Origin of the sequence: Streptomyces sp. NPDC014894 (assembly GCF_043080985.1) — a bacterium.
Classification (GTDB): Bacteria; Actinomycetota; Actinomycetes; order Streptomycetales; family Streptomycetaceae; genus Streptomyces.
The window spans coordinates 15077-31484 of record NZ_JBIBWD010000024.1 but is presented as its reverse complement, the minus strand read 5'-3'; the positions used below and the strand labels follow the sequence as shown (position 1 = coordinate 31484).

The window sequence follows — 16408 nt, the reverse complement described above, 5'->3', positions numbered from 1 at the left end:
TCCGTGCCGTTGTCAGGGGGTGGAGCACCATCGGACCGCCCCGCTGAACCCGCTCGAACGAAGGCCCCGCCTTGTCCATCCCCACCGCTCCCGCGTCACGAGGAGAATCCGTGGCTACCGATGCACCGCCGCCCGACGGCCCCAGGGACACCGGCCCCGCGCAGCCCACGACCGAGCAGTTCGTCGCGGTGCAGAAGAGCGCCGAGTTCGGCGAACTGCGCCACTCCTACCGCTCGTTCGCCTTTCCCCTGACCGTCGCGTTCATCCTCTGGTACCTGCTGTACGTCCTGCTCTCCAGCTACGCCGGCGACTTCATGGGCACCCGGCTCTTCGGCAACATCAATGTGGCCCTCGTCCTCGGCCTCGCCCAGTTCGCCACCACCTTCCTCATCGCCTGGCTCTACTCGCGCCACGCGGCGGCCCGGCTCGACCCCAAGGCCGAGGCCATCAAGACCCGGATGGAGGCCGAACTGTGACCAGCGCCCTCCAGCTCGCGGCCCAGAGCGCCACCACCGAACACCGGCCGCTGATCATCACCCTCTTCGGGGCCTTCGTCGTCGCCACCCTCTTCATCACCGTCCGGGCCGGCCGCCAGACCAAGAGCGCCGCCGACTTCTACGCCGGCGGACGCCAGTTCACCGGCTTCCAGAACGGCCTGGCGATCTCCGGCGACTACATGTCCGCCGCGTCCTTCCTCGGCATCGCGGGCGCCATCGCCCTCTTCGGCTACGACGGCTTCCTGTACTCCATCGGCTTCCTGGTGGCCTGGCTCGTCGCCCTGCTGCTCGTCGCCGAACCGCTGCGCAACTCCGGCCGGTTCACCATGGGCGACGTGCTCGCGTACCGGATGCGCCAGCGCCCGGTGCGCACCGCCGCCGGCACCTCCACCATCGTCGTCTCGATCTTCTACCTGCTCGCGCAGATGGCCGGGGCCGGCGTCCTCGTCTCGCTGCTCCTCGGCATCACCAGCGACAGCGGCAAGGTGCTCATCGTCGCCCTCGTCGGCGTGCTGATGATCCTGTACGTCACCATCGGCGGCATGAAGGGCACCACCTGGGTCCAGATGGTCAAGGCGGTCCTCCTCATCGCGGGCACCCTCCTCATCACCTTCCTGGTGCTGCTGAAGTTCAACTTCAACATCTCGGACCTGCTCGGCACCGCCGCCGCGAAGAGCGGCCACGGATCGGCCTTCCTGGAGCCCGGCCTCAAGTACGGGGCCACCGGGACCTCCAAACTGGACTTCATCTCGCTCGGCATCGCCCTGGTCCTCGGCACCGCCGGACTCCCGCACATCCTGATCCGCTTCTACACCGTCCCCACCGCGAAGGCCGCCCGCAAGTCCGTCAACTGGGCCATCGGCATCATCGGCGCCTTCTACCTGATGACGATCGCGCTCGGCTTCGGAGCCGCGGCCCTGGTCGGACCGGCGGAGATCACCGAGTCCAACAAGGCGGGCAACACGGCCGCCCCGCTGCTCGCCCTCCACATCGGCGGAACGGACTCCGCGGGCGGCGCGATCCTGCTCGCCGTGATCTCGGCCGTCGCCTTCGCCACCATCCTCGCCGTCGTCGCCGGACTCACCCTCGCCTCGTCCTCCTCCTTCGCCCACGACATCTACGCCAACGTCATCCGCCGGGGGAAGGCCACCGAGAAGGAAGAGGTCCGCGCCGCCCGCTGGGCGACCGTCGCCATCGGCGTCGTCTCCATCGGACTCGGCGCGCTCGCCCGCGACCTCAACGTCGCCGGACTGGTCGCCCTCGCCTTCGCCGTCGCCGCCTCCGCGAATCTGCCGACGATCCTCTACAGCCTCTTCTGGAAGAAATTCACCACCCAGGGCGCGCTGTGGTCCATCTACGGCGGCCTCGTCTCCTCCGTGGTCCTGGTCCTCTTCTCCCCGGTCGTCTCCGGGAAGCCCACGTCCATGTTCAAGAACGCCGACTTCTACTGGTTCCCCCTGGAGAACCCGGGCCTCGTCTCCATCCCGCTGGGCTTCCTGCTCGGCTGGCTCGGCTCGGTCCTCTCCAAGGAGAAGCCCGACAGCGGCAAGTACGCCGAACTGGAGGTCAAGTCCCTCACCGGCACCGGAGCCCACTGACCGGCGGGAAACCCGGCCGCGCCGGACCCCGCTGACCTGCGGGGAAACCCCGCGGGGCCGGATCGCGCGACCTCGCGCGGCCCGGCCCCGCAGGGCTCCCGGGCTCACCGGGGCCCGGCGCTGTCGGCGCCCTGACGTAGGCTCGACGCAGAGACGCTCCGGAGGGGAGGGATGTGCCGTGCTTCTGGACACCTACGGCCGGGTCGCCACCGACCTGCGGGTCTCGCTGACCGACCGGTGCAATCTGCGGTGCACGTACTGCATGCCGGAAGAGGGCCTGCAGTGGCTCGCCAAGCCCGATCTGCTCACCGACGACGAGATAGTCCGGCTGGTCGGGATCGCCGTCACCCTCCTCGGCGTCACCGAGGTCCGCTTCACCGGCGGGGAGCCGCTGCTCCGCCCCGGACTGGTCTCCGTCGTCGAGCGCTGCGCCCGCCTCGCCCCCCGCCCCCGGATGTCGCTCACCACCAACGGCATCGGCCTCCAGCGCACCGCCGCCGCCCTCCGGGCCGCCGGACTGGACCGGATCAATGTCTCCCTCGACACCCTCAGCCCCGAGATCTTCCGGCGGCTCACCCGCCGCGACCGCCACCACGACGTCCTGGCCGGCCTCCGCGCCGCCCGCGCCGCGGGGCTCACCCCCGTCAAGGTCAATACGGTGCTGATGCCCGGCGTCAATGACGACGAGGCCCCCGAGCTGCTCGCCTGGGCCGTCGCCGAGGGGTACGAGCTGCGCTTCATCGAGCAGATGCCGCTCGACGCCCAGCACGGCTGGAAGCGCGACGGAATGATCACGGCGGGCGACATCCTGACCTCGCTCCGCACCCGCTTCACCCTCACCCCCGAGGGCGGCGACGAGCGCGGATCCTCCCCGGCCGAACGCTGGCTGGTCGACGGCGGACCGCACCGGGTCGGCGTGATCGCCTCCGTCACCCGCCCCTTCTGCTCCGCCTGCGACCGGACCCGGCTCACCGCCGACGGTCAGGTGCGCACCTGCCTCTTCGCGAGGGAGGAGACGGATCTGCGGGCCGCGCTCCGCTCGGACGCCTCCGACGAGGAGATAGCCCAGCTCTGGCGGACGGCGACACAGGGCAAGAAGGCGGGCTCGGGCCTCGACGACCCGTCGTTCCTCCAGCCGCAGCGGCCCATGTCAGCGATCGGCGGCTGAGCCGTCCCCGGACGCCCCCGGCGCGTCCGGACCGCCGGCGCCGGACTCCCACTCCGCCAGCGTCACCACGTCCTTGAGAAAGCCCCGGACGCCGAGGAAGCTCGACAGATGCTCACGGTGCTCCTCGCACGCGAGCCAGGTCTTGCGGCGCTCAGGCGTGTGCAGCTTCGGATTGTTCCAGGCCAGCACCCACACCGCGGGGGCACGGCAGCCCTTGGCCGAACAGATCGGGGACTCGTCGCTCACGTGCGCAATGCTCCACTACATGGCGACGCCGGGCAGCCACGGGGGGAGCTGCCCGGCGTCGGTCCGTCGCTCCGACGGGGGATGCGGAGCGCGTACGAAGTATGTCATGGGTAACCGGGTGCGGTGCACCGGAACTTCACGAAAGAGTCTGAGGTTTTCCTGAGGATCGGCACCCCGGATCGGCGGCCCCTCAGCCCGCTTCGCGCTCCCGCGCGCTCTCCCCGGACCGGCCGGCGCTGGCCGCGCCCGGCACGCCGTCCCGCACACCGGATTCCGGCTGGGATTCCGGACCGGGACCCTCCGCCGCCGGTGCGCCGGACGGCAGAGCGGGGGGAAGAGGCGCGTCGACCACATACGCCGAGGGCAGCGAAGGCACGCTTTCCCGGCCCGCGTTGGCGATGACCACGGCGACGTAGGGGAGCAGAATCCCCAGCACCAGCGCCACGATCGCCACATGCCGTTCCACATTCCACAGCACCGCCGCGAGCACGACGGACAGGGTCCGCACCGACATCGAGATCACATAGCGGCGCTGACGTCCGCGGACATCGTCCGCGAGCCCCTGCCGGGCCCCGGTGATCCGGAAGACCTCGGCGTTCGTCTGCTTCCGCATCACATTCCACCACCTGTTTTCCCTGTCGGACGCGCGCCGGTCCTGACGGCTTCCACGGTACGCCGCCCCCGGCCCGCCGACGAGAGCGGGGGCGGCCACCAGACGATCGCCCGCGCTCCGTCACCGCGCGTATGGACGCCTCCGACATGCGAGGTAGCCGCGATGGGCCGAGACTGACGGCGTAACTGCTCACGCGGAGCCGTACGAGGAGGCAGCCATGGGCTGGTTGTGGGCGATCATCGTGGGATTCGTGCTGGGCCTGATCGCGAAGGCGATCCTGCCCGGGAAACAGCACCTTCCCTTGTGGCTGGCCACCATCTGCGGCATCGGCGGCGCGGTGCTCGGCAACTGGGCCGCCGGCGGAATGGGCATCGAGGAGACCCCGGGCTTCGACTGGGGACGCCACGCCCTGCAACTGATCTTCGCCGTCGTCCTGGTCTTCATCGGCGACCGCGCCTGGATCGCGATGCGCGGCAACCGGCAGCGCGCCTGACCGGCGCCGCACGCCGCACGGCGGCCGGACGGAGCATTCCGTCCGGCCGCCGTGCGCCGTCGCACCGGCTGCCTCAGCCGATCTCGACGGCCGCCAGATTCTTCTTGCCCCGGCGCAGCACCAGCCAGCGCCCGTGCAGCAGCTCCCCGGCCGCCGGAATCGCGTCCTCGGCCGTGACCTTCACATTGTTCACGTAGGCCCCGCCCTCCTTCACGGTCCGCCGGGCCGCCGACTTGCTCGCCACCAGACCGACCTCCACCAGCAGATCCACCACCGGCAGGGGCTCGGCCACCTTGGCGTGCGGCAGCTCGGAGAGCGCCGAGCGCAGCGTGGCCTCGTCCAGATCGGCCAGCTCGCCCTGCCCGAACAGCGCCTTGGAGGCGTACACCGCCGCCGCGCAGTCGTCCGCGCCGTGCACCAGCGTCGTCAGCTCCTCCGCCAGCGCCCGCTGCGCCGCCCGCGCCTGCGGACGCTCCTCGGTCAGCCGCTCCAGCTCCTCGATCTCCTCACGGGACCGGAAGCTGAAGATCCGCAGGTACTTCGAGACATCGCGGTCGTCCGCGTTCAGCCAGAACTGGTAGAACGCGTACGGCGAGGTCCGGTCCCGGTCCAGCCAGACGGTCCCCGACTCGGTCTTGCCGAACTTGGTGCCGTCCGCCTTGGTGATCAGCGTCGTGGACAGGGCGTGCACCTTGGCCTCGGGCTCGACCCGGTGGATCAGATCGGTGCCCGCGGTCAGATTGCCCCACTGGTCGCTGCCGCCGGTCTGCAGCGTGCAGCCGTACCGGCGGTACAGCTCCAGGTAGTCCATGCCCTGGAGGATCTGGTAGCTGAACTCGGTGTAGCTGATCCCCGCGTCGGAGTTCAGCCGCCGGGACACCGCCTCCTTGGCGATCATCTTGTTGACCCGGAAGTACTTCCCGACGTCGCGCAGGAAGCCGATCGCCGACATCCCCGACGTCCAGTCCAGGTTGTTGACCATGGTCGCCGCGTACGGCCCCTCGAAGTCGAGGAACCGCTCGATCTGGGCCCGCAGCCGCTCGACCCAGGCCGCGACGATCTCCGGCTCGTTCAGCGTGCGCTCGGAGGTCGGCTTGGGGTCGCCGATCAGCCCGGTCGCCCCGCCGACCAGACCCAGCGGACGGTTCCCCGCCAGCTGCATCCGGCGCATGGTGAGGATCTGCACCAGATTGCCCAGGTGGAGGCTGGGCGCGGTCGGGTCGAATCCGCAATAGAACGTGACGGGGCCGTCCGCGAACGCCTTGCGCAATGCGTCCTCGTCAGTGGACTGGGCGATCAGCCCGCGCCACCGCAGCTCGTCGACGATGTCCGTCACGTCTCTCGTGTCTCCTCAGATGTGCAGTACGGAAAGTGCCTCTCGGCCCCTCCGAGGTTATACGCCCTGGCTGACGGAACTCATATTGAAATCGGGCACCCGCAGCGCGGGCATCGCGGCACGGGTGAACCAGTCGCCCCACTCCCGGGGCAGCGTCTTCTCGGTCCGGCCCGCCTCGGTGGCCCGGGAGAGCAGATCCACCGGCGACTCGTTGAACCGGAAATTGTTCACCGCGCCCGTGACCTCGCCGTTCTCCACGAGATACACCCCGTCCCTGGTCAGCCCGGTCAGCAGCAGCGTCGCCGGGTCCACCTCCCGGATGTACCACAGACAGGTCAGCAGCAGCCCGTGACCGGTCGCCGCGACCATCTCCTCCAGCGAGCGCTCGCCCCCGCCGTCCAGAATCAGATTCCCGGCCCCCGGGGCGACCGGCAGGCCCGTCAGCGCCGCGCTGTGCCGGGTGGTCACCAGATGCTCCAGCCGCCCCTCGCGCACCCAGTCCGTCCGCGCCAGCGGCAGACCGTTGTCGAAGACCGAGGCGTCGTCGCCCGAGGCGTGCGCGATCACGAACGGCGCGGACTGCAGACCCGGCTCCTCCGGATCGCTGCGCAGGGTCATCGGCAGCGGGGAGAGCTTCTCCCCGACCCGGGTGCCGCCGCCCGGCCGGGAGAAGACCGTACGGCCCTCCACCGCGTCCCGGGCCGTCGACGACCACAGCTGGTAGATCAGCAGATCCGCCACCGCGGTCGGCGGCAGCAGCGTCTCGTACCGCCCGGCGGGCAGCTCGATCCGCCGCCGGGCCCACTCCAGCCGCCGCGCCAGCTCGGCGTCGAGCGCCGCCGGATCCACATCGGTGAAGTCCCGGGTGGACCGGCCGGCCCAGGCCGAGCGCGAGCCGTCCGGGGACTTCGCGTTCAGCTCCAGCGTCCCGTTCGGCTGGTCGTGCCGCAGCCGCAGCCCGGTGGAGGTGCCCAGATAGGTGGAGGTCATCTCGTGACTGGCGAATCCGTACAGCTCCCGCCCGCCGGACCGGGCCCGGGCGAAGGACTCGCCGAGCGCGGGCGCGAAGTCCGCGAAGACCGCCGAGGACGTCTCCGCCGGGGCCTCGGTGAAACCGGCCGACGCCGTCCCCCCGGCCACCAGCGGCCGCGCGTCCTCCGCGGGCTCCGACGCCCGGGCGGCGGCCTCGGCCGCGCGCACCAGCGACTCCAGGTCCTGCGGGGTGACGGCGGACCGGGAGACCACCCCGGACGCGGTCCCCTCCGCGCCGTCGACGGTCGCGATGACGGTGAGGGTACGGCCCCGGGTGACGCCGTTGGTGGTCAGCGCGTTCCCCGCCCAGCGGAGATTGGCGGAGGAGTGCTCGTCGGCGATGACGACACAGCCGTCGGCCGTGGAGAGCGCGAGGGCGCGCTCGACGATGTCGTACGGCTTGCTGGTGCGGCTCATCGACCGGCCTCCTGCGTCGTGTTCAAGATGTTCACGCCCCGGAACAGGGCGGAGGGGCAGCCGTGGGAGACCGCGGCGACCTGGCCCGGCTGGGCCTTGCCGCAGTTGAACGCACCGCCCAGGACATAGGTCTGGGGACCGCCCACCTGCTCCATCGAGCCCCAGAACTCCGTCGTCGTCGCCTGGTACGCGACATCCCTGAGCTGCCCGGCGAGCCGGCCGTTCTCGATCCGGAAGAACCGCTGCCCGGTGAACTGGAAGTTGTAGCGCTGCATGTCGATCGACCACGACCGGTCGCCGACGACATAGATCCCGCGCTCCACCCCGCCGATCAGATCCTCCGTCGACAGCCCGCCGGGGGCCGGCTGGAGCGAGACGTTCGCCATCCGCTGCACGGGCACATGGCCGGGGGAGTCCGCGTACGCGCACCCGTTGGAACGCCCCAGCCCCGTCAGCCGAGCGATCCGCCGGTCCAGCTGATAGCCGACCAGGGTGCCGCCCCGCACCAGGTCCCAGGACTGCGCCTGTACGCCCTCGTCGTCGTAGCCGACGGTGGCGAGCCCGTGCTCGGCCGTCCGGTCGCCGGTCACATTCATCGCCGACGAGCCGTACGCCAGCTTCCCCAGCCGGTCGAAGGTGGCGAAGGAGGTCCCCGCGTACGCGGCCTCGTACCCCAGCGCCCGGTCCAGCTCGGTGGCGTGGCCGACCGACTCGTGGATGGTGAGCCAGAGATTCGACGGATCCACCACCAGGTCGTACCGCCCGGCCTGGACGCTCGGCGCGCGCATCTTCTCCGCGAGCAGCCCCGGGATCTCCTCCAGCTCGGTGTCCCAGTCCCAGCCGGCGCCGGTCAGATACTCCCAGCCGCGGCCCACCGGCGGCGCCAGCGTCCGCATCGAGTCGAACCCGCCGGTCGTCTCGTCCACGGCCACCGCCGTGAGCTGCGGGTGCAGCCGCACCCGCTGCTGGGTGGTGACGGTGCCCGCGGTGTCCGCGTAGAACTTGTTCTCCTGCACCGTCAGCAGCGAGGCGTCCACATGGGCCACCCCGTCCGCCGCCAGCAGCCGCGCGCTCCACTGCGCCAGCAGCGCCGTCTTCTCCTCGTCGGCCACCTCGAACGGATTGATCTCGTACGAGGAGACCCAGGTCTTCTCCGCGTGCACCGGCTCCTCGGCCAGCTCCACCCGCTCGTCCGAACCGGCCGCGGCGATCACCTTCGCGGACAGCTTCGCCATGGCCACGGCCTGGCTCGCGACCTTCGCCGCCGCGTCCATCGTCATGTCGACGCCGGAGGCGAAGCCCCAGGCGCCGCCGTGGATCACCCGGACCGCGTACCCGAGGTCCGTGGTGTCCGACGACGCGGCCGGCTTGGCGTCCCTCAGCCGCCGGGCCGCGCTGCGCACCCGCTCGAACCGGAAGTCGGCGTGGTCGGCGCCGAGCGCCCGGGCCCGCGCGAGCGCCGCGTCGGCGAGGGCGCGCAGAGGCAGTGCGAGGAATGTCTGATCGATGTCATGGGGCACAGGGGCCCTCCCCTTCTCGGCCGACGCGACGACAGACCGGTTCTCGGCCAACGCGACTCGTGACTACAGACCGGCAGTGAATCATGCGGAGCGGCCCGCGCGGTCGGCCCTCCGGCCGCGGGAGGGACCCGTCCCCGGTGCGCGGGAGGGCGGGCCCGCGGCCGCTTTCTGTAGGGACCCGACAGGGAGTGGAGGAAGGCGCTGTCACTGCCCGATTCTCCGCAGAGCGGGCGGGACCGATAGTTTCGGTCGTACCACGACCGCTATCGAAAGGGTGATCCGTTGAGCCGCTCGGTTCTCGTCACCGGAGGAAACCGGGGCATCGGCCTCGCCATCGCCCGCGCGTTCGCCGACGCGGGCGACAAGGTCGCGATCACCTATCGCTCGGGCGAGCCCCCGGAGGGCTTTCTGGCCGTCCGGTGCGACATCACCGACAGCGAGCAGGTCGACCAGGCGTTCAAGGAGATCGAGGAGAAGCACGGTCCCGTGGAGGTGCTGGTGGCCAACGCCGGCGTCACCAAGGACCAGTTGCTGATGCGGATGACGGAGGAGGACTTCGTCTCCGTCGTCGACACCAACCTCACCGGCGCCTTCCGTGTGGTCAAGCGCGCCAATCGCGCGATGCTCCGCGCGAAGAGGGGCCGCGTCGTCCTGATCTCCTCCGTCGTGGGACTGCTCGGCTCGGCCGGACAGGCCAACTACGCCGCCTCCAAGGCCGGCCTGGTCGGCTTCGCCCGCTCCCTCGCCCGCGAACTCGGCTCGCGGAACATCACCTTCAACGTGGTCGCGCCCGGCTTCGTCGACACCGACATGACCAAGGTGCTCACCGAGGAGCAGCGTGCGGGCATCGTCTCGCAGGTGCCGCTCGGCCGTTATGCGAAGCCGGAGGAGATCGCCGCCACCGTGCGTTTCCTCGCCTCCGACGACGCCTCGTACATCACTGGAGCCGTCATCCCCGTTGACGGCGGATTGGGCATGGGTCACTGATCACCATGAGTGGAATCCTCGCCGGCAAGCGCATTCTCGTCACAGGCGTCCTCACGGACGCGTCCATCGCCTTCCACGCCGCCAAGGTGGCGCAGGAGGAGGGCGCGGAGGTCATCCTCACCGGCTTCGGCCGGCTGAGCCTGGTGGAGCGGATCGCCAAGCGGCTGCCCAAGACCGCTCCGGTCATCGAGCTGGACGTCACCAACCAGGAGCACCTGGACGGGCTCGCGGACCGGATCCGTGAGCACTCCAGCGACGACACCGGCCTCGACGGGATCGTGCACTCGATCGCCTTCGGCCCGCAGGGCGCGTTCAACTTCCTCGCGGGGGAGTGGGAGGACGTCTCCACCGCCGTCCAGGTCTCGGCGTACTCCTACAAGTCGCTCACCACGGCCTGCCTGCCGCTGATGAAGCCCGGCGGCTCGGTCGTCGGCCTCACCTTCGACGCGCAGGTTGCGTGGCCGAAGTACGACTGGATGGGCGTCGCCAAGGCCGCCCTGGAGTCGACCAACCGCTACCTGGCGCGCGATCTGGGCCCCCAGGGCATCCGCTGCAATCTGATCTCGGCGGGCCCGCTCAAGTCCATGGCCGCGAAGTCCATCCCCGGCTTCGAGGACCTGGCGGACGTGTGGAACCACCGCGCGCCCATCGGCTGGGACCTGGCCGACCCGGAGCCCGCGGGCCGAGGCGTGGTCGGTCTGCTCTCCGACTTCTTCCCGCGCACCACCGGCGAGATCGTCCACGTCGACGGCGGCGTGCACATGATGGGCGCCTGAGCTACCCGCGCCACCCGGACCGGGTGGTGTGCGACGCCCCGTCCCCCGCGGCGCGCGGGGGGCGGGGCGTCGCCCATTCGGCCCCCCGGGCGCGCGCCCGGCCCCCGGCACGGCCAGGGTGGAGAGGCAACCCCCCTTGTGGTGCAGCCGGGGCGCGATCGCGCCGCGGTACGGCCGAGGAGGTCCTGCTCATGCGAATGATCCGGCGCTCAGCCCCCGTACTGGCCGCGGTGACGCTTCTCCTGTGGGCGACCCCCGACGCGCCGGCCCAGGAACCGGAACCGGAGCCCCGACGGTACGAGGCGGACTGCCGCACCGAGATCGACGGCTCCCACGCCACCGCCCACTGCCACAATCCGAACCCCGGGGTCGACCGGGTGCGGCTGCACATCGAGTGCGAGCGCTGGTGGGACATCGATGTGGACAGCGCGCCCGCCGAGGTCTATCCGGCGGGCGAGGTGACGCTGACCGACCGCTGCTGGAAGGAGATCCGCGCGGTCTGGGTCAGTCATCAGCCGCTGCCGTCCTCCTGAGCGGAGGATTCCGGGGGGCCGCCCCGGGAGGCGTGCGCCCCCGGCGTGTCCTGGCGGGTCGGCGCTCCCGTTGCGCCCCGGCGGGCCCGCTCCTCCGCCTCCTCCTCCCGGGCCGCCGCGTACAGCTCCTTCAGGCCCAGACAGACGAAGGGATAGCCGGCCGCCTCCTCCGCCGCCCGCTCCCCGTCGCCGGCGCGGATCGCCTCGACCAGCCGGCCGTGGTCCAGATGGTGCTCCGGGCGCAGCCCGCCCGCGACGTCCTCGCGCAGCCAGTTCCGCAGAAGATCGCCCAGGTCCGCGTACAGCTCGCCGAGGACCTCATTGTGCGAGGCGGCCACCACGGCCAGATGGAAGGTGGTGTCGGCGGTGACGAAGCGCTCCGGCTCCCCGGTCGCCCAGGCCTCCTCGCGGCGGGCGAGGAGGGTCTCCAGCTGCCGCAGCTCGCTCTCCGTGCGGCGCTCGGCCGCCAGCCGGGCCGCCGACGACTCCAGGGTGGAGCGGACCTCGGCGATGCTCCGGGGGCTCGCGCCGGAGAACCGACGGTGCATGACCCCGGCCAGCTCGCTGGTCGCCCGTACATAGGTGCCGGAGCCCTGCCGGATGTCCAGCAGCCCGTTGTGGGCCAGGGCGCGGACCGCCTCGCGGACCGTGTTGCGGGCCACCCCCAGCTGCTCGACCAATTCCGGTTCGGTCGGAATCCGTGAGCCCACCGGCCACTCGCCGGAGGTGATCTGATTCCGCAACTGGGCGATCACCTGGTCGGAGAGCCCGGCGCGGCGGGGCGAGGTCAGGCTCATCGCGGTCCCGTCCCGGTCCGCCTCCGAAGGGGCGCGGATCCCCGCGGGCGGCTGTGGTCGGCGAGTGGACATGCATTCATCCCATGATTCTATGATGGGTCTCATGCCCTCCGAAACCCGATCCGGCACGCGCGCCGGGAACGCCCCCCTCCCGGACCGCTCCCAGGAGCCCCGGGACCCGTCGCCCCCGCGCCACGCCGCCTGGTTCACCCCGCTGGTGATGGTCGGGATCGTGCTGGCCGCGCTCAACCTCCGCCCCGCGATCACCAGCCTCGGCGCGCTGCTGGAGGAGGTCCGCACCGGACTCGGGATGAGCGGCACGGTCGCCGGGCTGCTGACCTCCGTACCGCCCCTGTGTTTCGCCGTCTTCGGGATCGCCGCGCCCCGGCTCGCCCGGCGCTTCGGGCCCGGAGCGGTGGTCTGCGCGGGCATGGCCGCCATCGCGGCCGGGCTGGCGATCCGCCCGTTCGCGGGCGGCACGGCCGGATTCCTCGCCGCCACCGCGCTCGCCCTGATGGGCATAGCGGTGAGCAACGTTCTGATGCCGGTGATCGTCAAGCGGTACTTCCCCGACCGCGTCGGCTCGATGACCGGGCTGTACTCCATGGCCCTGGCCGTCGGCACCTCGGCGGCCGCCGCCGTCACGGTGCCCCTGACCTCGGCCATGGGCGGCGGCTGGCGGATCGGCCTCGGGGTCTGGGCGCTGCTCGCCGCCCTCGCCGTACTGCCCTGGCTGGGAATCGCCCGCGCCCGGCGCGCGGAGCCGGCCGGGGCTCCCGCGTCCGAGGCCGCGCCGGGGGGAGTGCCGGGGGGCGCGTCCGCTTCCGTGGCGGGGGAGGGGCCCGGGGCCGTCGTGGAGTCCGGGGACGCCTCAGCTTCGGCCTCCGCCTCGAACCCGGCCTCCGCCTCGGTCCCGGCTTCAGCCTCGGTCCCGGCTTCCGCTTCAGCCCCGGCTTCAGCCTCCGCCTCCGCCGAGGGGCCCGCCCCGAGGATCGTCCGCAGCCCCACCGCCTGGGCCCTCGCCTGCTTCTTCGGCCTCCAGGCCACCGGCGCGTACATCACCATGGGCTGGATGCCGCAGATCTTCCGCGACGCGGGAGTCCCGGCGGGGACCGCCGGCGTGCTGCTCGCCGTGATCATGGTGATGGGGGTGCCGCTCGCCTTCGTCATCCCCCGGCTCGCCACCCGGCTGCGGAGCCAGGGGCCCATCGTCGTCGCCCTCGGCCTCTGCGGACTGACCGGGTACGCCGGGCTGCTCACCGCCCCGGCCGGCGGGGCCTGGGCCTGGGCGCTGCTGCTGGGCGTCTCCAACTGCGCCTTCCCGCTCGCCCTCACCATGATCGGTCTGCGCTCCAGGACCGGCGGCGGAGTCGCGCGGCTCTCGGCGTTCGCCCAGTCCACCGGCTATCTGATCTCCATCCCCGGCCCCCTCCTCGTCGGTGTGCTCTACGAGCGCAGCGGCGGCTGGAATCTGCCGATCGCGCTGATGGCCGGGCTGCTGGTGCCGCAGATCGTCTTCGGTGTGCTCGCGGGCAGGGACCGGACGATCGAGGACGAGACCGGGATGCGAGACTGAGTCCATGCCAGTCCTTGACCCGAATCCGCAGAACGGCCAGAAGAAGCTTCTCCTCGTCTTCGGCACGATGATCGGCCTCTTCGTGGTGATGGGAATCATCGCTTCCATCGCTTCGCCCTGACCCGTGCCGCCCGCCCCTGGTGGGGCTGGCACCACCATCCCCTAGGGGGCCAGGTTCAGGGTTCAGTGGGTGGGTCGCCGGATGGGCCGCCGCAGACATGATCCGTAGCGTTTGACACGTCGAACGCGGAATCGCGGATCACAGCTGACGGAGGCGACCATGGCGGCCCGTACGCCCACCCCTTCCCGTGCCGAGGGCGGCGTGGGGATGCGGCTTCCCTGGTGGGGCCTGGCCCTGCCGGCGCTCGCCTTTCTCTTTCTGCTGGTGCTGATAGCCGAGCCGGCCCAGGCCCAGGCGCGGACCGCCGAGGCCGAGCCGGGCCTCGGGGTCCTCGTGGAGTACTTCCGGCATCTGCTGCTCCGCTGAGCCGCCTGCCCGCCTGCCCGCCTGCCCGCCTGCCCGCCTGCCCGCCTGCCCGCCTGCCCGCCTGCCCGCCAGGCCGCCTGCCCGCCTGCCCGCCCGCCAGGCCGCCAGGCCGTCTGCCGCGTCACGCCCCGTGCCCCCCGCCCTCGCCGCGCCTCCGGCTCCCGGCCCGGCCGTGCTCTCCGCCGCCGTGCTCTCCGTCGCCCCGCCCCCGAGCGGGCGAGCCCGCCAACACCCCGCGCCCAATGGCGCATTTCATGCGAAGCTGGGGAACATGAGCGTCGCCACGCCGTCCGGAGGGAAAGCCCCCGGACCTTCCGAATCCCGCAGGATTGTGCTCCTCCGACACGCCAAGGCCGACTGGGCCGAGGAGTCCGACCATGAGCGTCCGCTCGCCGACCGGGGGCGCATGGACGCCCCCGTCGCGGGCCGCCGACTCGCCCAGACCGGAATCGCCTTCGATCTGGCCCTGTGCTCCACCGCGGTCCGCACCCGCGAGACATGGAAACTGGCGGTGCAGGAGTTGCCGGAGCGCCCGAGGACCGTCTACGAGGACCGGCTGTACGAGGCCTCCCTCGGCGAGATCCTCGCGCTGCTGAACGAGACCCCGGACGACGTGAGAGATCTGCTGCTCATCGGCCACAACCCCGGAATGCACGCCACCGCCGACGCCCTCGCCGGGGAGGCCGAGGACGATCTGCTGCCCCGGATGACCCGCAGCGGCTTCCCGACCTCGGCCTTCGCGGTCGTCCAGTTCAGCGGATCATGGAAGAGCGTGGAGCACGGAGCGGGCCGGCTCACCGGCTACTGGACGCCCCACGACTGAGCGCCTCCCCGATCCGAGGAGGCTCGGAAAGGCCTCTTCGGGACCTGGAGACGCCTTCGAGACCTGAGAAGGGCCCCGGGCGCGCGAACCGCGCCCGGGGCCCTTCCGTACCCCCTCAGTGCTCGGCGTCCGCGCCGTCCGCCGCCTCGACCTCTTCGCGGGTGATGCCCAGCAGATAGAGCACGGTGTCCAGGAACGGCACATTCACCGCGGTGTGCGCGGCCTCGCGCACCAGCGGCTTGGCGTTGAACGCGACCCCGAGCCCGGCCGCGTTGAGCATGTCCAGATCGTTGGCCCCGTCGCCGATCGCCACCGTCTGCGCGAGCGGCACCCCCGCCTCCGCCGCGAACCGGCGCAGCAGCCGCGCCTTGCCCGCACGGTCCACGATCTCGCCGGTCACCCGGCCGGTGAGCTTCCCGTCGACTATCTCCAGCGTGTTCGCCGAGGCGAAGTCCAGCCCCAGCCGCTCCTTCAGATCATCCGTGACCTGCGTGAAGCCGCCCGAGACCACGCCCACTTGGAAACCCAGCCGCTTGAGCGTACGGATCAGCGTCCGCGCCCCCGGAGTCAGCCGCACCTCCGTGCGGACCTTGTCCACGACCGAGGCGTCCAGCCCCTCCAGCAGCGCCACCCGCGCGTGCAGGGACTGCTCGAAGTCCAGCTCCCCGCGCATCGCGGCGGCCGTGACCTGCGCGACCTCCTCCTCGCACCCGGCGTGGGCGGCGAAGAGCTCGATCACCTCGTCCTGGATGAGAGTGGAGTCCACATCCATCACCACCAGCCGCTGCGCCCGGCGGTGCAGCCCCGCCGACACCACGGCCACATCCACGCCGATCGCGGAGGACTGGGTCGCCAGCGCGGTGCGCAGCTCCTCCGTCTCCGCGCCGGAGACCGCGAACTCGACCGCGGTCACCGGATACTTGGCCAGCCGGAAGATACGGTCGATATTGCCGCCGACCGAGGTGATCCGTGCCGTTATGGCCGCCGTCGCCTCGGCGGTGAGCGGGTGCCCGAGCACGGTGACATGGGAGCGGCCGCTGCCGCGCGGCCGGTTGTCGCCGACACCGGAGATGATCTCTGCCTGGAGCCCCAGGGCCTCGGCCCAGCTGTGCACGGTGGCTCGAAGCTCACCCTCGTCGGCCCCGGCCGCGGTCGGCGCGGTGACCAGGGCGCACAGCACCAGCCGGCCCCGGGAGACGACCTGCTCGATGTCGACGACGTCGACGGAGTAGGCGGCCAGGGTGTCGAAGAGCCCGGCGGTCAGCCCGGGACGGTCCTTCCCGAAAATCTTGACGAGAAGGGTGCGTACGTCGGAGTTCTGCGAAGCGCTCATGGTTCCCCCACCGTAACCGGCGAGGCCCCGGCGAGACGCGCTGTCCCGATGGGCGGACACCGGAGAATCCCCCGAAGGACCGCCGAAGGACCGCCGAAGGACCGCCGGAGCTCACGGCCGGGAGCGGAGCCGGACGGGCGCGCTGTGTCACGCCACAGCCTCGTCAGGCCCGGGTA

18 protein-coding genes are annotated in these 16408 nt (G+C 71.6%); 11 read left to right on the top strand and 7 right to left on the bottom strand.

What is annotated here, in order from left to right:
• The first annotated feature begins 110 nt into the window (after positions 1-110).
• From ACF089_RS34610 to moaA, 3 genes are all read left to right on the top strand, one after another.
• Positions 111-476 carry a DUF485 domain-containing protein gene (locus ACF089_RS34610; RefSeq protein WP_392035767.1) on the top strand — a complete coding sequence of 122 codons (366 nt, stop codon included), beginning with the start codon at positions 111-113 and terminating at the stop codon, positions 474-476.
• Positions 473-2095 carry a cation acetate symporter gene (locus ACF089_RS34605; protein WP_392035765.1) on the top strand — a complete coding sequence of 541 codons (1623 nt, stop codon included), beginning with the start codon at positions 473-475 and terminating at the stop codon, positions 2093-2095. The genes ACF089_RS34610 and ACF089_RS34605 overlap by 4 nt, the downstream gene beginning before the upstream one ends.
• A 178-nt stretch (positions 2096-2273) precedes the next feature.
• A complete protein-coding gene (gene moaA, locus ACF089_RS34600; RefSeq protein ID WP_392035763.1) occupies positions 2274-3263 on the top strand; it encodes a GTP 3',8-cyclase MoaA in 990 nt (329 codons plus the stop codon).
• On the opposite strand, the gene ACF089_RS34595 is transcribed toward moaA, so the two are convergent.
• Both ACF089_RS34595 and ACF089_RS34590 read right to left on the bottom strand, forming a co-directional pair.
• Complete coding sequence (locus ACF089_RS34595; RefSeq protein ID WP_392035760.1) at positions 3246-3509, bottom strand: hypothetical protein; 264 nt, start codon at positions 3507-3509, stop codon at positions 3246-3248. The genes moaA and ACF089_RS34595 overlap by 18 nt on opposite strands.
• Positions 3510-3699: 190 nt before the next feature.
• Positions 3700-4122 carry a DUF3099 domain-containing protein gene (locus tag ACF089_RS34590; RefSeq protein ID WP_392035757.1) on the bottom strand — a complete coding sequence of 141 codons (423 nt, stop codon included), beginning with the start codon at positions 4120-4122 and terminating at the stop codon, positions 3700-3702.
• 217 nt (positions 4123-4339) lie between these two features.
• Here ACF089_RS34590 and ACF089_RS34585 point away from each other — a divergent pair, with 217 nt between their 5' ends.
• Positions 4340-4615 carry a GlsB/YeaQ/YmgE family stress response membrane protein gene (locus ACF089_RS34585; RefSeq protein ID WP_392035754.1) on the top strand — a complete coding sequence of 92 codons (276 nt, stop codon included), beginning with the start codon at positions 4340-4342 and terminating at the stop codon, positions 4613-4615.
• Between the two features lie 73 nt (positions 4616-4688).
• On the opposite strand, the gene tyrS is transcribed toward ACF089_RS34585, so the two are convergent.
• Genes tyrS through ACF089_RS34570 form a run of 3 tightly spaced genes read right to left on the bottom strand, consistent with a single transcriptional unit; the run spans position 4689 to position 8920 of the window.
• The gene (tyrS, locus tag ACF089_RS34580) at positions 4689-5951 is read right to left on the bottom strand and encodes a tyrosine--tRNA ligase (RefSeq protein ID WP_392035751.1); all 1263 of its coding nucleotides are present in this window, start codon (positions 5949-5951) and stop codon (positions 4689-4691) included.
• 57 nt (positions 5952-6008) lie between these two features.
• Entirely contained in the window at positions 6009-7400 is a 1392-nt protein-coding gene (locus tag ACF089_RS34575) for a metallopeptidase TldD-related protein (RefSeq protein ID WP_392035748.1), read from the bottom strand.
• Positions 7397-8920: a TldD/PmbA family protein gene (locus ACF089_RS34570; protein ID WP_392035745.1), complete on the bottom strand. Its 1524-nt coding sequence runs from the start codon at positions 8918-8920 to the stop codon at positions 7397-7399. The genes ACF089_RS34575 and ACF089_RS34570 overlap by 4 nt, the downstream gene beginning before the upstream one ends.
• A 282-nt stretch (positions 8921-9202) precedes the next feature.
• On the opposite strand from ACF089_RS34570, the gene fabG reads away from it, so the two are divergent.
• The 3 genes from fabG to ACF089_RS34555 all read left to right on the top strand — a co-directional run bounded on the left by fabG (position 9203) and on the right by ACF089_RS34555 (position 11216).
• Positions 9203-9907 carry a 3-oxoacyl-[acyl-carrier-protein] reductase gene (gene fabG / locus ACF089_RS34565; RefSeq protein WP_392035743.1) on the top strand — a complete coding sequence of 235 codons (705 nt, stop codon included), beginning with the start codon at positions 9203-9205 and terminating at the stop codon, positions 9905-9907.
• A 5-nt stretch (positions 9908-9912) separates the two neighbouring features.
• Entirely contained in the window at positions 9913-10683 is a 771-nt protein-coding gene (gene fabI, locus ACF089_RS34560) for an enoyl-ACP reductase FabI (RefSeq protein ID WP_392035740.1), read from the top strand.
• Positions 10684-10874: 191 nt separating this feature from the next.
• On the top strand, positions 10875-11216 hold the full coding sequence (locus ACF089_RS34555) for a hypothetical protein (protein WP_392035737.1): 342 nt from the start codon (positions 10875-10877) through the stop codon (positions 11214-11216).
• On the opposite strand, the gene ACF089_RS34550 is transcribed toward ACF089_RS34555, so the two are convergent.
• Positions 11195-12013 carry a FadR/GntR family transcriptional regulator gene (locus tag ACF089_RS34550; RefSeq protein ID WP_392035866.1) on the bottom strand — a complete coding sequence of 273 codons (819 nt, stop codon included), beginning with the start codon at positions 12011-12013 and terminating at the stop codon, positions 11195-11197. The two genes, ACF089_RS34555 and ACF089_RS34550, sit on opposite strands and share 22 nt — an antisense overlap.
• Before the next feature lie 103 nt (positions 12014-12116).
• Between ACF089_RS34550 and ACF089_RS34545 the strand changes: the two genes are divergently transcribed.
• From ACF089_RS34545 to ACF089_RS34530, 4 genes are all read left to right on the top strand, one after another.
• Positions 12117-13589 carry a CynX/NimT family MFS transporter gene (locus ACF089_RS34545; RefSeq protein ID WP_392035734.1) on the top strand — a complete coding sequence of 491 codons (1473 nt, stop codon included), beginning with the start codon at positions 12117-12119 and terminating at the stop codon, positions 13587-13589.
• Between the two features lie 4 nt (positions 13590-13593).
• The gene (locus ACF089_RS34540) at positions 13594-13710 is read left to right on the top strand and encodes an SGM_5486 family transporter-associated protein (RefSeq protein ID WP_392035731.1); all 117 of its coding nucleotides are present in this window, start codon (positions 13594-13596) and stop codon (positions 13708-13710) included.
• A 159-nt stretch (positions 13711-13869) separates the two neighbouring features.
• A complete protein-coding gene (locus ACF089_RS34535; RefSeq protein WP_392035729.1) occupies positions 13870-14076 on the top strand; it encodes a hypothetical protein in 207 nt (68 codons plus the stop codon).
• Positions 14077-14347: 271 nt separating this feature from the next.
• Complete coding sequence (locus tag ACF089_RS34530; RefSeq protein ID WP_392035726.1) at positions 14348-14899, top strand: SixA phosphatase family protein; 552 nt, start codon at positions 14348-14350, stop codon at positions 14897-14899.
• Positions 14900-15014: 115 nt separating this feature from the next.
• Here the strand turns inward: ACF089_RS34530 and serB are convergent, their stop codons facing one another.
• On the bottom strand, positions 15015-16232 hold the full coding sequence (gene serB, locus ACF089_RS34525; protein WP_392035723.1) for a phosphoserine phosphatase SerB: 1218 nt from the start codon (positions 16230-16232) through the stop codon (positions 15015-15017).
• Between the last annotated feature and the right edge of the window lie 176 nt (positions 16233-16408).

What these genes read in the sequence shown, in the direction of transcription:
- ACF089_RS34590 (WP_392035757.1), bottom strand. Translation starts at nt 4,122, where the DNA reads ATGCGGAAGCAGACGAACGCCGAGGTCTTCCGGATCACCGGGGCCCGG.
- ACF089_RS34585 (WP_392035754.1), top strand. Translation starts at nt 4,340, where the DNA reads ATGGGCTGGTTGTGGGCGATCATCGTGGGATTCGTGCTGGGCCTGATC.
- ACF089_RS34575 (WP_392035748.1), bottom strand. Translation starts at nt 7,400, where the DNA reads ATGAGCCGCACCAGCAAGCCGTACGACATCGTCGAGCGCGCCCTCGCG.
- fabI (WP_392035740.1), top strand. Translation starts at nt 9,913, where the DNA reads ATGAGTGGAATCCTCGCCGGCAAGCGCATTCTCGTCACAGGCGTCCTC.
- ACF089_RS34555 (WP_392035737.1), top strand. Translation starts at nt 10,875, where the DNA reads ATGCGAATGATCCGGCGCTCAGCCCCCGTACTGGCCGCGGTGACGCTT.
- ACF089_RS34550 (WP_392035866.1), bottom strand. Translation starts at nt 12,013, where the DNA reads ATGAGCCTGACCTCGCCCCGCCGCGCCGGGCTCTCCGACCAGGTGATC.
- ACF089_RS34545 (WP_392035734.1), top strand. Translation starts at nt 12,117, where the DNA reads ATGCCCTCCGAAACCCGATCCGGCACGCGCGCCGGGAACGCCCCCCTC.
- ACF089_RS34540 (WP_392035731.1), top strand. Translation starts at nt 13,594, where the DNA reads ATGCCAGTCCTTGACCCGAATCCGCAGAACGGCCAGAAGAAGCTTCTC.
- ACF089_RS34535 (WP_392035729.1), top strand. Translation starts at nt 13,870, where the DNA reads ATGGCGGCCCGTACGCCCACCCCTTCCCGTGCCGAGGGCGGCGTGGGG.
- ACF089_RS34530 (WP_392035726.1), top strand. Translation starts at nt 14,348, where the DNA reads ATGAGCGTCGCCACGCCGTCCGGAGGGAAAGCCCCCGGACCTTCCGAA.
- serB (WP_392035723.1), bottom strand. Translation starts at nt 16,232, where the DNA reads ATGAGCGCTTCGCAGAACTCCGACGTACGCACCCTTCTCGTCAAGATT.